Source organism: Chitinophaga hostae (assembly GCF_018224885.1).
Lineage (GTDB): Bacteria > Bacteroidota > Bacteroidia > Chitinophagales > Chitinophagaceae > Chitinophaga > Chitinophaga hostae.
Window position 1 is genome coordinate 235667 of sequence record NZ_JAGTXB010000006.1, and the last position, 15592, is coordinate 251258.

At 46.1% G+C, this 15592-nt stretch carries 15 protein-coding genes; 3 read left to right on the plus strand and 12 right to left on the minus strand.

The window, feature by feature from the left end:
- The first annotated feature begins 13 nt into the window (after positions 1 to 13).
- Together KE626_RS14720 and KE626_RS14725 are read left to right on the plus strand one after the other, a co-directional pair.
- Complete coding sequence (locus KE626_RS14720; protein WP_211973673.1) at positions 14 to 1600, plus strand: SusD/RagB family nutrient-binding outer membrane lipoprotein; 1587 nt, start codon at positions 14 to 16, stop codon at positions 1598 to 1600.
- 305 nt (positions 1601 to 1905) lie between these two features.
- A complete protein-coding gene (locus KE626_RS14725) occupies positions 1906 to 3231 on the plus strand; it encodes a DUF5690 family protein (protein WP_211973674.1) in 1326 nt (441 codons plus the stop codon).
- Between the two features lie 75 nt (positions 3232 to 3306).
- Here the strand turns inward: KE626_RS14725 and tatA are convergent, their stop codons facing one another.
- From tatA to KE626_RS14785, 12 genes are all read right to left on the minus strand, one after another.
- A complete protein-coding gene (gene tatA, locus KE626_RS14730) occupies positions 3307 to 3525 on the minus strand; it encodes a twin-arginine translocase TatA/TatE family subunit (RefSeq protein ID WP_211973675.1) in 219 nt (72 codons plus the stop codon).
- Positions 3526 to 3653: 128 nt separating this feature from the next.
- Positions 3654 to 4229: an alpha-ribazole phosphatase gene (cobC, locus tag KE626_RS14735; protein WP_211973676.1), complete on the minus strand. Its 576-nt coding sequence runs from the start codon at positions 4227 to 4229 to the stop codon at positions 3654 to 3656.
- Positions 4196 to 4972, minus strand: coding sequence for an adenosylcobinamide-GDP ribazoletransferase (locus KE626_RS14740; RefSeq protein ID WP_211973677.1), 777 nt, complete (start codon positions 4970 to 4972; stop codon positions 4196 to 4198). The genes cobC and KE626_RS14740 overlap by 34 nt, the downstream gene beginning before the upstream one ends.
- Positions 4969 to 6015 (minus strand): nicotinate-nucleotide--dimethylbenzimidazole phosphoribosyltransferase, encoded by a 1047-nt coding sequence (cobT, locus tag KE626_RS14745; protein WP_249207471.1) that lies wholly within the window; start codon positions 6013 to 6015, stop codon positions 4969 to 4971. Before cobT ends, KE626_RS14740 begins: the two co-directional genes overlap by 4 nt.
- Before the next feature lie 13 nt (positions 6016 to 6028).
- Positions 6029 to 6547: a bifunctional adenosylcobinamide kinase/adenosylcobinamide-phosphate guanylyltransferase gene (locus tag KE626_RS14750; RefSeq protein ID WP_211973678.1), complete on the minus strand. Its 519-nt coding sequence runs from the start codon at positions 6545 to 6547 to the stop codon at positions 6029 to 6031.
- 136 nt (positions 6548 to 6683) lie between these two features.
- Positions 6684 to 8021, minus strand: a complete 1338-nt coding sequence (locus tag KE626_RS14755; RefSeq protein ID WP_211973679.1) for a DUF5074 domain-containing protein — start codon at positions 8019 to 8021, stop codon at positions 6684 to 6686.
- A 186-nt stretch (positions 8022 to 8207) separates the two neighbouring features.
- Complete coding sequence (locus tag KE626_RS14760) at positions 8208 to 8801, minus strand: DUF6580 family putative transport protein (RefSeq protein ID WP_211973680.1); 594 nt, start codon at positions 8799 to 8801, stop codon at positions 8208 to 8210.
- A gap of 18 nt (positions 8802 to 8819) precedes the next feature.
- Positions 8820 to 10763 (minus strand): TonB-dependent receptor plug domain-containing protein, encoded by a 1944-nt coding sequence (locus tag KE626_RS14765; protein WP_211973681.1) that lies wholly within the window; start codon positions 10761 to 10763, stop codon positions 8820 to 8822.
- Positions 10764 to 10876: 113 nt separating this feature from the next.
- Positions 10877 to 11527: a tetratricopeptide repeat protein gene (locus KE626_RS14770; RefSeq protein ID WP_211973682.1), complete on the minus strand. Its 651-nt coding sequence runs from the start codon at positions 11525 to 11527 to the stop codon at positions 10877 to 10879.
- Positions 11528 to 11593: 66 nt separating this feature from the next.
- Positions 11594 to 12466, minus strand: a complete 873-nt coding sequence (locus KE626_RS14775) for an EamA family transporter (protein WP_211973683.1) — start codon at positions 12464 to 12466, stop codon at positions 11594 to 11596.
- 230 nt (positions 12467 to 12696) lie between these two features.
- Positions 12697 to 13917, minus strand: coding sequence for an MFS transporter (locus tag KE626_RS14780; protein WP_211973684.1), 1221 nt, complete (start codon positions 13915 to 13917; stop codon positions 12697 to 12699).
- 118 nt (positions 13918 to 14035) lie between these two features.
- Positions 14036 to 14710, minus strand: coding sequence for a FadR/GntR family transcriptional regulator (locus KE626_RS14785; RefSeq protein WP_211973685.1), 675 nt, complete (start codon positions 14708 to 14710; stop codon positions 14036 to 14038).
- Positions 14711 to 14794: 84 nt separating this feature from the next.
- On the opposite strand from KE626_RS14785, the gene KE626_RS14790 reads away from it, so the two are divergent.
- The gene (locus tag KE626_RS14790; protein ID WP_211973686.1) at positions 14795 to 15526 is read left to right on the plus strand and encodes a sterol desaturase family protein; all 732 of its coding nucleotides are present in this window, start codon (positions 14795 to 14797) and stop codon (positions 15524 to 15526) included.
- Positions 15527 to 15592 lie beyond the last annotated feature (66 nt).

Sequence of the window (15592 nt, forward strand, 5' to 3'; positions counted from 1 at the left end):
AAACACGCTTTGTATGAAATCATTTAGAATATTAGTTTTCATCGCTTTAACAGGTGCCGCCATTACCGGCTGTAACAAAAAGTATGACGACTACGCCATCAATACCAATAAACCATCCCAAACCCCACCCAGCCTGGTACTGGGTGGCGTACTGGCCGACATGAATACTGATAAGCCCTGGAGCAATGTAATGCGCTGGAATCAGTTTGATTGCTGCAATTACAACTATTATGGCGATCAACGCTATGATTGGGGCGGCGCTGATTTTGCCAGTTACTACTCGATGACGAACGTACAGCAAATGGAAGGAGAAGCCATCCGTTTAGGTGGACAGGCAGTGAATCCATATAGCGCCCTCGGTAAGTTTTTCCGGGCCTGGTTCTTCTACCGTTTAACTAACCTGGTAGGTGATCTGCCAATGAAAGAAGCCTTACAGGGAAAAACCGGCCTTACGCCGAAGTATGATGCACAGAAAGCCGTGTTTGTACAGATCCTGCAATGGCTGGAAGAAGCAAACACACAGCTCGCTGCACAGATTGCCAATCCGGATAAGAGTATTACGGCAGAAGGACAACTGCTGAAAGGCGACTTCTACTACGGTAACGATATGACGAAGTGGCAACGTGCAGTAAACACTTTCCGTTTACGCGTACTGATTACGTTGAGTGCAAAAACAGCAGATGCTGATTTAAAAGTAGCGCAGCAGTTTAATGATATAGTTAGTAATCCTGCTAAATATCCGTTGATCGAATCAATGGATGGTAACCTGCAGTTTATTTATAACAATATCAACAAGTATCCTTCCAACCCGGATAACCTGGGATTTGATGCTACCCGTTATAATATGTCTGCTACCTACCTGAATACCCTGGTAGCGTTAAATGATCCGAGGGCTTATGTTACTGCAGAACCAGCCACGGAGCAGCTGAATAAATTTCACAAAACGCCCGCAGATATCACCGCTTATGTAGGCGCCGGTTCTGGTATGAGCCAGAGCGATATGTCTTCCAACATGTCTGACGTGGATGTAGCAGCATATTCCGTTCGCAGCCGCAGTCGTTACTATAGCAACTATGCGGCTGAACCTGGTGTTATCCTGGGTTTCCCTGAGCTGTGCTTTAACATAGCAGAGGCTATCAACCGTAAGTGGATCACCGGCGATGCGGAAAGCTGGTATAAAAAAGGTATCAAAGCTTCGCTGGGTTTTTACGGTATTCCTGCAGAAACTGCCGGATCTGTTGTGAAAACGTATGGTGGTAAACGTTATGAGATACCATTTGATTTCGAAAATGTTTATTACAAACAGGCTGGGTTAAAATACAAAGGCAACGATGCCCAGGGATTGGCGCAGATCCTGACGCAGAAGTACCTGGCATTCTTTGAGAATTCCGGCTGGCAGGCTTATATCAACTGGAGAAGAACAGGCGTTCCTACCTTTAATGTAGGCACCGGCACGGGTAACAGTGGTATTATTCCTAAACGCTTTAAATATCCGGATTCAGAGCGCTCTTCCAATGGCGTTAACTGGGCCGCTTCCCTGCAAAGCCAGTTTGGTGGCAGCACGGATGATATCAACGGAAGTATGTGGTTGCTGAAATAAGGAGGTTTTCGGGCAGCGGAGTTTGTCTTGCCCAGGATTAAACTGATGATGATGATTTTCCGGATTTTATTTTTTTGATTTTATTAGATTAAAAAAAGATTAGTGAAGATGGAAGCGAATATGCTTTGTCTTCGCTAATCTTTTTTTTATCACTGTAAAAAAATAAAATCCTGGAAATCATCATCATCAGTTTAATCCTGGGCAAGACAATTATTTATGTTTAGTAGAACTTAACATTAAGTTCAGTTATTGTTAACATTCTGTTTACATTGAACCTGCACCTTTGTCCCAAACCATTTGTTACAATGTTGAATATTCCGTGGATACAGAGGCGGCTGCAGAATGCCCATCACCTGACTTTTTCCTTGTATGCTGCCCTGGTAGCTTTTGGTACTTATTCCTGTATGTATGCTTTCCGGAAACCCTTTACGGCAGGTATTTTTGAAGGAGTAACGTTTTTGGGGATAGACTACAAAATATGGTTGGTAATTACGCAAACCATCGGCTATGCCTGCAGCAAGTTTTATGGTATCCGGTTTATTGCAGAAATGAAGGGTAATAAACGGGCGCGCAGCATTATGCTGCTGATCGGTATTTCCTGGCTGGCATTATTGGGCTTTGCAGCAGTGCCGGCGCCTTATAATATACTGTTCCTGTTTTTGAACGGTTTTCCTTTGGGGATGATCTGGGGCCTGGTATTTAGTTACCTGGAAGGCAGGCGGAGTACGGAGTTTATGGGAGCTGTGCTATCTATCAGCTTTATTTTTTCTTCCGGATTTGTAAAGTCGGTGGGTAAGATGACAGTGGTAGATTGGCATGTAACCGAATACTGGATGCCTTTTGTAACCGGGCTGGTGTTTGTGGTGCCCATCATTATTTTCATTCTATTGCTGGAGCAGATCCCGCCGCCGTCGGCAGAGGATGAACAACAGCGAACCAGGCGCGCGCCGATGAACAAGCAGGAGCGGAGAAGTTTTCTGCAGGCGTTTTTGCCGGGGCTGATCCTGCTTATTGCCAGTTATGTATTACTCACTGTGCTAAGGGATATGCGCGATAATTTTGCGGCCGATATATGGCAGGATCTCGGCTATGGAGCAAAGGCCGGTATATTTACACAAACTGAAATTCCCATCTCCATAGCTATTATCCTGATTATGGGTATGCTGGTATTTGTGAAAAATAATTTCCATGCTTTTATGCTGAATCACTTTATCGTGATTACCGGTTTCCTGGTGGCATTGATCAGCACTATACTGTACAAGCAGCACCGGATGGATCCGGTATGGTGGATGACGTTAACCGGTTTGGGATTATACATGGGTTATATTCCCTTTAACTGTATATTTTTTGAGCGCTTAATCGCCGTGTTTAAGTATGTAAGCAATGTAGGTTTTGTTATTTATGTAGCAGATTCTTTTGGTTACCTGGGAAGTGTGCTGGTGATGCTGTTTAAAAATTTCAGCGGGATGTCTTTATCCTGGAGCCAGTTTTTTATGGATGCAGTGATTGGTGTATCAGCTACCGGTATTGTGATGATGATAGTTGCAGTCTGGTATTTTAAAAAAAGATTTGAATCAGTGAACAATAACGGCGCTGCTGGAATAGGGCAGGGAGTGCAGCTGGCAGCCTGATATAAGGCGCATTAAAAAAGGCAAATCGTTCATGCTATATGAGCGATTTGCCTTTTGTTTATGGGAGGAAATTACTTAGCTTTTTGCGTCTGTCGCATCGGCGTTATTTCCTTTCTTTGATGGTTCATCTTTGGCATCTTTAAATTCACGTATGCCGCTACCCAAACCACGCATCAGTTCAGGTATCTTCTTACCACCAAACAATAACAGTACTACCAATGCTATCAGCAGTAATTCTTTGATACCTATTTCCTGCAAAAACAAAAGCGGGATATTCAGAAAAGATGTTGTCATTATATCAGATTTTATAGTGTTCTTTTTATACGGTGTATGCAAACATAAAGTTAGCACGAATTACCAGTTTTTTTGTTTTTTAGGGAGATATTTAAATATTTTAATATAAATTCTTTATGGACAATTAGTTACAAATTAGAAAATATCACTTTTACCTCTCCGTTTTCGACCTGTAAATGAGAAATATGGCCATAATCCATCGAAATATCGAACGCATCCACAAGCGCCGTATCGGTTACATATGCCAGTATACACCGGATGACTCCGTTATGCGTCACAAAAACGGCGTCGTTTCCTTTGGCGATAACTTCTTCCAGCAATGATATACTGCGGGTATATAGCTCTTCATAGCTTTCTCCGCCTGGTATGTGCTCAAACACTACGTTATCGGCCCATTTGCGGAGTGCATTGCGGCTGATATTATCCCATGGGAGCATTTCCCAGTCACCGAAGTTCATCTCCTTTAAACGGTCGTCTTTTGTGTAATTGCTGCCAAACAAGGCTGCAGCCAGTTTTTCGCAGCGTTGCAAAGGACTGGTATATACATCCGGCGTTTTGGTGGGCAGCAAAGGCTTTACCCGCGCCACTTCGGTGTCAAAACCAGCAGCTACGTCCACATCAGAGGCGCCATAACAAATCCCACTTTCTATTGCCGGTGTGGTATGCCGGATCAGGTATATTTCCATGTGAGAATACAAAAGCATAAATAAATAACGGTTTCCGATACCTGCTGAACGGCGCCCAGGCAATCGCCGGTATAGCCGCCTATCCATTTCTGCATCAGCCGTACAAGGTACCAACGCGCCAGCAGCAAAGCCGGAATGGTTAGTAACAGGGTGTAGTTGCGCAGGTAAATAATCGCTGCCAGAAACGGCAATACGCCGAATGCCGCAGCCATCATCAAATCGGATAACGTGATGCCATTGGCAATGGGCTTAGCTTTGCTGTCGTTGTTTTCCCGCACGTATTTATGGGTGTATATCACGGTGATGGCCATGAAACGACTCAGTGGCTGCGCGGTCATAATAGCCAGCACCACCAGGCGTAACGGCAGTTCCCTCAGCGTTAAATACTTCAGGGTCATGATCAGTAACAGCCCCAGCATCCCGTAAGTGCCGATACGGCTGTCTTTCATGATTTCCAGGATCTTTTCCTTGGTCCAACCGCCGCCAAAACCATCACACATATCAGCAAAACCATCTTCATGAAAAGCGCCTGTAACCCAAACCCCTGTGATAATAGCGAGCAGGATGCTCACCATAGGGGGCGCAATGTTACTCAGGATATACAATACGGCAATCATAAAAATACCCGTTATCCAGCCAATCAGGGGCAGATAGCGGGTCGCTTTATTCAACATTTCCGGCGAGTAGGGAATACTAACGGGAACGTGTATACGGGTATAAAACATAATAGCGGTTAGCAATAACTGCCATTGTTTTTTCATATCGTACGGTTTGATACCTGGGCACTGTTAAAACTGGCCATTTCATCGAGGAAAGCAACGGCACTTTTTATCAGTGGGATGGCGAGTGCTGCGCCGGTGCCTTCACCCAGGCGCATATCCATTTGTAGTAATGGTGTTACCTCAAGATGTTGCAGCATAGCTTTGTGCCCCTGTTCCTCCGAACAATGCGCGAAAATGCAATAGTCTTTCACCGCGGGCTGCATATTCACGGCTACCAGTAAGGCTGCCGTTACGATGAAACCATCTATCACTACCAGCATCTGCAGTGCCGCGGCCTGTTGTATGGCGCCACAGATCATCGCTATCTCAAAACCGCCAAAGGTAGCCAGCGCCTGTTCGGCTGATGCCGGTGAAGCGTGTTTGGCCACTACCTGCTGCAAAACAGCCCGCTTCTGCGCCAGTTGCTGTGCATTGCTGCCAGTGCCGGCGCCCGCACATTGCGCAACGGGTATTTTTGTAAAATGACTCATCAGCAACGCAGCTGCAGAGGTATTGCCAATACCCATTTCTCCAAAACCTATTGTATTGCAGCCTTGTTCATGCAGTATCTTTACCTCGTCGGCGCCCGCCTGCATGGCCAGTTTACACTGATCGAGCGACATGGCCGGCATATGCAGGTAGTTCTGTGTACCCAGTCCTATTTTACGGTCTTTCAACAACGGGTGCGGCGCAAATTCATGGTTTACACCTGCATCCACCACCGTCAACTGCAACTGATGTTGTCTGCAAAAAACATTAATGGCAGCGCCGCCCTGCAAAAAATTATACACCATCTGCGCTGTTACTGCCTGTGGGAAAGGATTTACCTGCCCCTCGGCAGCAATGCCATGATCTCCTGCAAATACAATAATAGCAGGATGGTTGATCACCGGCGTCAGCGTATTTTGCACCAGCCCGGCCTGTAAGGCAATGCCCTCCAGTTTCCCCAGGGAGCCCGGCGGCTTGGTTTTCTGATCAATCTTATCCTGTAATGCTCCTCTCAGTGCCTGCGATACAGGTGCTATATGAATATTGCTCATCATGCCTGTTAGTTTATTACGCGTCTTTTTTTATGACTACCGGTATCCCGGAAACCATCAGTACTACGGTACCGGCTATACGTGCAATGTGCTGGTTTGCCCAGCCCTGCAAATCTGTAAACTTACGCCCTATAGCTGTTTCTGCATGTACGCCCATACCTATTTCATTGGTGACAATAATAAAGGTACCTGTTTTTTGCAGCAGGGCGTCTATCTCTGCCTGGAAGGCGGCCAGGGTATTACTGATATCGTATTCGTGTTGTACAAAAAAATTTGTCAACCATAAGGTAACACAATCTATCACCACCGTGTGCCCATCGAGCGGTAAGTGGCTTACGTACAGCTCTTCTTCGTAATTGATCCATGCCGGTCCCCGCTCTGCCTGGTGTCGCTGTATCCGTTGTGCAAAATCTTCATCCCACACTTTGGCAGTGGCCACATACACAGGATGCCCGCTTTGCGCCAGCGCCAGCTCCTGCGCATACCTGCTTTTGCCGGACCGGGCGCCACCGGTAATTAAATAGCTGTTAGCCATTAGCTGTTAGCTTTTAGGTGACGGAAGCGTGACGATGTTGTTAGCATTGACTATTCGTTTGAGCAGCGCAGTGGCAATTTAGCTTTTAGCCTTTAAAAGCTAATAGCTAAAAGCTAATAGCTAAAAGCTAACGGCTTTATCGATTGAACGTTGTTATTGCCGGGAAAAAGAAGCCGGTATAGGCTACGCTTTTCTTCAGTCCGCCGCTGGAAGCATCATAGATGTAAAGGGTGTTGTCGGCATAATTCTGGCCATAACCTGATTTTACATCTGTTACTACTACGGTATTGTTAGCCGGGTTATATCTTACAGCAGCACCAATAAGTTCGCGACCTGCCGGAACGGTAATGAATGGTGTTGTCAGCGACTGTGGTTTGCCAGGTGAATATTTGTAGATTTCGTTGCCGCCGGCGCCCCATGAATTGGTTTTACCAATAAATACGGCGTTTTCAACAGTGGAGGCAGTCATCATACCTGCGTTCCAGGCACCCCAGGAACCGTTTATATCAAATGGAACCGGAATGGTATCTACCAGTAATGATTGTGTGTTGATAGCGTAAAGTGATTTACCCTGTCCTGCCCAGATGCGGCCATCCGGCGTGATGGCAAAGCCAACATCTGCTTTGCTGAGCACCTGCTTAGCCTTGCTGAAATCTGCGCTGTTTAAGGCCACTACACCATCTGTTTCAGACATCACAAATATATAAGCGCCCGATTGTATCATACCGCCTATTTGTCCGCTTACACTGCTTAATTTGCTGCCGGCGGTGAGTGCCTGTAAGTTGATGGGGTAAATACCATCTGTTGTTCCAACCAGCCCGGTGCCGGTATTGATACCCAGGAAGGCGTTGGGGGTGGCTGGTAACTGGTCAATACGGCCGGTTTCCTTCATGGTACCCGCGTCAGCTACTACGAGGGCTGCGCCCTGTTTGGAGGTGAGGTACATTTTGTTATTGAAAATAGTGCCGAATTCAGTGGTGGTACCTAATGTTTTGCCAGGGTTATTACGCTGAAACACATACTTGTATACTGAATCTTCGCCATTGCGGTAAAAGTTCACATCTCCCGGTTCATGTCCAAACCAGCCTTCGTTGATGAGAAAGAATCCATTTTCAAATTTACCCAGCACTTTTACCTGGTAGTAATAGGTGGCGAGGGCATTACCGGAAATTATTTTATAAGAGATAGTATAATCGCCTCTTTCTGTTGGTGCAAACGTAAATGTAGAGTCTGTACTGGCCTGCACACCATTTACCAGCCAGAGGAAAGTTGGATTTTTTACATCTGCCAGTTGCGGACTCAATACCCTGCTGTCGCCAATATAAATCGTGTCTTTACCATCTTTTAAACCCGGGGTAACTATCCGGGGAGCTACAACGGCTGCTTCATTATCTTTTGAGCAGGAGGCTAACCCTACTATCGATATAACTGCTACAAAAAATGAAAGTTGAAATTTGCGTGAAATGCTGCGCATGTTTAGTTATTTATTTACGTATATCTTGTTTTCGTTTGGGTATTACAGTTAGTGACTGTAGTGATGGCGCCTGTACAGAATGCTGATGCAGAAGAGAGAACCCCTATAATAATTTAGAGATTTGGAGTCAGACAAATGTATTCATCTGCCCAATATCCAAATCTCTAAAAAACAAATGTAGAAATATTATTGTGCAAAACGCAGTCTGCGTTTTACCAGTTCAAAGCTGCCAAAGAAAATAGTGCTGTAGATAAGATTGCCTACCAGCGCATACCACATGTAAGGAATTGCCTGGATATAGCAGCTGCTGATACCTGCAAGGTCTTTGGTATAAGGCAGGCCGGTCAGCATATTGGTAGAACCGCTGATCCATACGCCAAAGTTGGATACAAAGAAGTGTATAAGTGCTGCACCCACAGATCCCATCAGGATGTTAGGCACAGTAGCTTTTTTGATCAACAGCTGTCCCAGTAACACTATCAGCACAAAGCTGGCGTAGTTCCAAACCCAGCCTCTGTACAGTAAGCCATCTGCAAATTGAGGGTGGAAAACCTGCATCAGGATAATATCGCTTACAAACAGCGCTAATAAAGGGAAAGCATACGATTTCCATTTCTGTGAAAAGGATGCACCGCCAAACAAGGCCATAGCACCTACCGGCGTGAACATAGCTATTGGTGACATGTTCGTATCGGCTCCCAACACGACGCGTATTATACCTGCTGCCAGGATAAAAAGCAGCAATACACCAAAGCGCGGATTAAGATTCTTTAATGACATTATGTTGATTTTTAATGTTTACAAATTAACGGAAATACCGGCGTTAAAATTGAATCGCCGTGAATTATAGCCAGAAATTTCAAAATACCGGTTATCTGTTATATTCCTGAACCCGGCGAAAATTTTAAGCAAGTTACCAAATTTATACTCACCATATAAATCCAGGGTATAATAATCGCCTAACGGTTTGATTTGTTCAAAGCGCTCGCCGGTATATTTATAGGTGGCAGAAACAAACAGGGCAGGGGTGGCCTGGTAGCCGAGGGTAGCATTCACAGCATGTTTTGGCACCCGGTACAGGTTATAGTAGGAAGTGTCCTTACCATTTTGTTCTATGGTAACACGGCCATCTGTATAAGTATAGTTGGCGGTCAGTTCCAGTCCTTTCGTAATCAGCCAGCGGGCCTCTGCTTCGGCGCCATAGGCCTTTTGTTTATTCGCATTGCGGTACTGGCTGAAAAAAGTGACAGGGTCAAAGTAAAATATAACCAGGTCGCGGGTTTTTCTTGTAAAACCGGTAACCCGGAAGTCCAGTTTGTTATGCGCTACGCTGGCCTGATAACCCGCTTCGTAACTGGTGGTGGTTTCAGGTTTTAATTCCTTATTACCGTAGCCGTTTGCGTACAGCTGAAAGAGAGACGGAACGCTGTAAGCTGATGAAATATTAATAAATATTTTATGATGTTCGTTGATGAGATAAGAAGGGTTAAAAGAGAACGTTTCATTATTACCATAAAGACTATGGCGATTAAACCGGCCTCCCAGCTCCAGGTTAAAGCCTTCCAGGTTATGTAAGAGGATAGAGGCATACAGGCTGGTTTGGTTCGTATGCGAGCTGTCTGGCGATAGCCTGGTAGTATCCGGGCGGGTACTGAAGGTAGACAGGAGATAATCCCTTTGATCAGTGGCCGAGCTGGTAAATACGCCGCCGCCAATGAGGCGTATATGTTTTGTCAGATCCAGGTTTACGTAGGTTTCCACCCAATGGGTATTGGCGGTAAACCGGGTGCTGTCGAATTTTGCATAGGCGCCTGTTCCCACATAGGTGGAATCATTCAGAATAGTCCGTTTATTGCGCTGGTAGCTATACAGTACGTGCCAGGAGCCGTTTTTAAAGCGGTACTCACTGCTAAAGCCGTTAAGCAGGTATTTGGAGGCGCCGGTATAATCGGTCTCATCTTTATAGCCGCCTTCATCGAGGTCGTGATGATAGTTGCTCCAGTTCAGCAGGTATTGGAAATTCCAGTGCGAACCGGCGGTCAGGCCCAGTTTGGCAAAAACAGCGTCCTGTCTGAACCCGTCCTTGTCGAACCCGGCTTTACCGGTAGAATCATAGGCATCAGAAAATCCGGCGGTCTTTTCATGTTTATAGCTAACCAGGTAAGAAAAGCGCTGCAAATTGCCATGCACGTTTACATTTCCCTGCCAGTCGCGATAACTGCCATAGCTGCCATTCAGGCCCACACCCAGCTTTTTGTCCCCGCTTTTCCGCGTAATAATATTGACCACGCCGGCTACGGCATTGGAGCCGTATAAAGTGGACTGGCTGCCACGGAGGATTTCAATCCTTTCTACCTGGTCGGGGGTAATAAAGTTAAGGTCAAAGGTGCTGTTGATCTGGGAGGCATCACTCACTGGTAAGCCATCCACCAGTATGAGGGTGTTACCATTGGAGGCGCCGCGCATGTATACATTGGGTACCGTGCCCCGGTTGTTTTCCGCACCGTTAATCACCAGTCCTGTTTGCTGGTTCAGGATACTGGCGATGCTTTTACCGCTGTTTTGCTGCAGGTATTCATGGGAAAGGATGGTGACCACCTTGCCTGTTTCTCCGGCTTTCTGGGGGCCTTTGGTGGCTGTAACAGATACTTCGTTCAGTTGGCTGATCCGGGTAGAGTCCTGGGCCATAGCAGCCGTAAATAACAGGGAACCCAATACTGTAGTGTAAAGTTTAAATCGCATTCACGAATTTTTGTAGGTAAAAAACTAAAAATGCAGCGAAGATAAAGGGTTACCACTTCATCTCCGCTGCATTTCTAAAAGCTAAAAGCTAACCGCTAAAAGCTATATAATGTTTATCCCGGCATCCGGGAAATATATTTGTCCATTTCTTTGATCTGGCTCACGATCTGCGCAGTAGTAGGTTTTTGTGCCTTGGCTCTGCGGAAATATTCCTTGGCAGATTTGAAGTCGCGACGGGTCATGGCAATGGAAGCCAGGGTTAACAGGGCAGCAGCCGTGTTTTCCTTGTCAGGCAAGCCTTTGCGCATCGCAATTTTCAGGTTCTGATCAGCGGTTTTCAGGTCATTTTTCTGGTAGGCAATGGTACCCAGCTGAAAATACTGCATGCCTTCGTATTCCTTCATCGGGCTACCTGAGTTGATACTCTGGCGGATAGTGGATTCAGCTTTATCGAGGTCGTTGGAATACATGGCCATGTTGCTTTGCATAAAGTAGTATACAGAGCGGATCGGTTTGTACAGCAGTTTAGGGAACTTTACCTGGTTCATCAGGGCGCTGGCCCTTTCAATATCCCCTGCTTCCACGGCTTCCTGTACCATTCTCATGGGGCCAAACATCACGTGTGTTACCAAACATACCAGCGCCAGCACCAGCACAATGGTCGCTTCCCACCAGCCTACGGTTAAGCCCAGTGCAATACCGCCCAGTAACAATACAATACCAATCGGAAGGCGATATAGAATAAAAAAATTAAATGCTTTCATGAAAAAACAGTTCGTAAATCACTAATGAGGGAGCAAAGATAAATAAAAAAAACACCTCATGGGTTTTCATTTCGGTCGTTTCAGGTTAGCCATGGCAATAGCACTTAAAATGATCACTACTCCCAGTATTTGCAGGGGAGATACCGTTTCATGCAGAAAAATGGTGGCTGCCAGCATCGCCACCGGCAACTCGGCGGCGCTGAGGATAGCGCCCAGCGATACCCCCGTTTGCGGCATTCCCTTCGAAAACAGGAACGGAGGCAACACCGTACCAAAAAGAGACAGCGGAATACCCCAGATCCACAGATGGGTGCCGGTGAAACGGCCATTGATAAGATATAATGGCGGAAACAACAAGGTAATGATCAGAAAGGCGCCGGTAACAATCCAGGCGCTTTTCAATACCGGTCCTAATGATGCCGCCACCCGGCCGCTTACCACTATGAACACGGTATAGCATATCGCTGCCAGCATGCCAAAGCCAATCCCGACCCAGTTAAGAGAAGTTGACCCGGCGTTAAATACGCCGCCTGCGAGCAATGTTCCGGCCAGTATAAAAAATACCGCCAGCCATTGTACTGGGGTAGGACGCTTTTTGTAGATGACCCACTCGGCGAGCATACTCATCCACGTAAATTGCATCAGCAGTATAATTGCCACACTGGCCGGAATATACTGCACGCTCTGGTAATAAGTAATGCTTACCAGTCCGGTGGAGCTGCCCAGGATCAAACAGGTCCGCGCATCCCGGTTACGAAGTCCATAGGTTTTGCGGCCGGATAGTAAATGTATTATCCATAGCGCCACCATTCCAAATCCGGCCTGCACACTGCATAATTCGCCTAATGTATATCCCTGCTGATAACCCGATTTAACGATCGTCGATAATATCCCGAAGCTGCAGGCGCCTAACAGCACCAGCAGTATACCTTTCCACATAGCAATAATAATTTAGGTGCGAAAGTACGCGGAATTTGTCTTGCCCAGGATTAAACTGATTATGATGATTTACAGGATTTTTTCTTTTGTGATTTTAAAAGATTTTGGGAGATCTCAGCGAGGATAATTTGCTTAGATCTCCCAAAATCTTCTAAAAATCAAATTAAAATCAAAAAAGAAAAAATCCTGTAAATCATCATAATCAGTTTAATCCTGGGCAAGACAAAAATCTATGCCTTTTTCTCCAGGTTCGGCAACAACCCCGTCAGGAGTCCTATTAAAGGAAGATAAGCGCATACTTCATATACATATGCAATACTGGTGGCATCCGCTAAACGGCCCAGCAGTGCGGAGCCTACGCCAGCCATACCAAAGGCTAACCCAAAGAACAGGCCGGCAATCATACCCACCTTCCCGGGTACTAACTCCTGCGCATATACGAGGATGGCGGAGAATGCGGAAGACAGGATAACGCCAATGAATACACTTAATACAGCGGTCCAGAATAAGGTGGCGTGCGGCAGCAGCAGCGAGAATGGCGCCACGCCAAGGATGGAAATCCAGATCACATACTTACGGCCAATGCGGTCGCCAACAGGGCCGCCAATAAATGTACCCGCCGCTACTGCAAACAGGAAGATGAACAGGTATACCTGCGCGCTCTGCACCGAAACATGAAAACGGTCCATCAGGTAAAAAGTATAATAGCTGGTCATACTGGCCATGTAAAAGTATTTGGAGAAAATAAGTACCAGCAGTATGCCCAGCGAAAAGATCACCCGGCTATTCGACAGCTTCGACTGATCCAGTTGTTGTACTACTTTCTTAGGCTTAATACGATGCGTATTGGCCAGATACCATTTGCTGATATTAAGCATCACCACAATGGCCAGCATGGCTGCAATGGAAAACCAGATCACATGAAACTGTCCGAATGGAACAATGACCATGGCCGCCAGCAAAGGTCCGAGAGAACTGCCGGCATTACCACCTACCTGGAATAACGATTGCGCCATTCCGTGTTTACCACCCGATGCCATATATGCCAGCCTGGAGGCCTCCGGATGGAATACCGCCGATCCAACACCTACCAGGCCTACCGATACCAGTACCATCGGGAAATTGTGCGCCAGCGATAAACTCACCAGTCCTACCAGCGTAAATCCCATTCCGATAGCAAGTGAATAGGGCTGTGGTTTTTTATCAGTGTACAGGCCTACCAGCGGCTGTAATAACGACGCCGACATCTGGAAAGTAAGGGTGATTAAACCTACCTGTGTGAAATTTAGCTTCAGGGAATCCTTGAGAACGGGATACATAGCGGGAATGAGCGACTGCATGGTGTCGTTCAGGAAGTGGGTAAAACTTAAGGCCAAAAGGATCGACAGCACCGTTTGCTGTGCTACCTGTTGTGCGGCTGCTTTGGGCTGTTCGGTAAATGTTGTTTCCATTTCTCTTCTTTTAAGATCAGATCATCTGATGTTTAAGGGTAAAAAATTAGCTGTTTTCCGGAACCACTGTCATCTATATATGGCAAAAACCTGGCAATGGCGCATGTTTTAAAAGAAATCAACGTGGCTGGTTACTGATTTTCGTGGCCCATACCAGCGCTTTTTTCGGGTCTTTATCGATAATACTCTGCAGCAACGCATCATGATAATGTTGCGTTGCAATGAAGCTGTCGGTATTGGTGTAACGCAACAGGAACGATTTTTTCAGATGCTCTGATACAGTTCTGTACAGGTCCCGCATAATTTCATTTTTACCCGCTTCCGCAATGGCATTATGGAAATTGATGTCTGCCTGTATACATGGCTCCAGCTGGTTATTGCTGGCATATTCAAAGCGCTTCTTCAAAAAGCCCTTCATTTTCTCTATATCCTTGTTATGGCGATGAACAGCGGCCTTCTCTGCAATCTTCACTTCCAGCAAAAACCTTACTTCATTCAGGTCTTCGAAGTCGGCCCGCTGCAGCCGCTGCGATAACGCCTCCCCGGGTACCGATTGTGACAATACAAAAGTGCCCAGCCCCTGTTGCACACGTACTAAGCCCCTGTGAGCCAATATTTTCACTGCTTCCCGGATACTCGACCGTCCCACAGAAAACTGCGACATCAGCTCCGGTTCCGTCGGCAGTTGTTGTCCTACCGCATATTTGCCGGAAACAATCAATTCCTGCAGCCTGTCGGCCACCTCCTCAGCCAGGCTGAGACGCTTTAAAGGCGAAATGTTTAAATTCGTCATATCATCTGATGATTACAAAGATAACCGCTTTTTTATTTTTTTTACTTTTTTGAAGATATTTTTTGGAGATTGTTGCCGAAACAGATGGATACATTGCTCGATATCTTGCGCCACTGGCCCGCCTGGCTGCTATGGATTATTTTCCTGGCTGAAAATACCGCCATTATGATCGGCGTGCTGATATTTGGAAAAGTGTTGCAGCGGCGCTTCGGGCAGGCCGCCATTACAACAGTTCCGAAGGCATCTATGTTTGCCTATAGCCGCCGGCAATGGGCCATTGCATGGCTTACCACGTTGCTGAATACCGTAGTAACCTACGCCGGCTACTGGTTATGGATACAGGGAGATATACGGCTCACCACCACTTTTTCCGGCAGGATCCTGCTGGACGCACTCATCTTGTTTTTTGCGATGGATTTGCTGATGTATGTGTTTCACTACCTGATTCATAAAACCCCCTTATATAAATTGTTGCATACCCTGCACCATGAAGCGGTTGATCCGGAACCTATCGATCTCTTTATCCTGCACCCGCTGGAAACACTCAGCTTTGGCGCCCTGTGGTTACTACTGCTGTTATTGTGCCCGTTTAATATTTACGGCATTATCATCTATTTAATCATCAATGTTATATTTGGTATGACTGGTCATTTGGGCATGGAACCGGTTCCTGAAAATATGCGACAGTGGCCGTTGTTAAAGTATCTCGGTACTTCCACTTTTCATCATACCCATCACCGGAATGAGCAATGTAATTTTGGATTCTATACCAGCATATGGGACCGTGTCTTTCGAACATTTAATGATAAGGCCTAAACACAATTCATCATTGTAATCACCCTAATCATAGTCGATAGGTAAAAAGTACCATTAAAGCCCCTA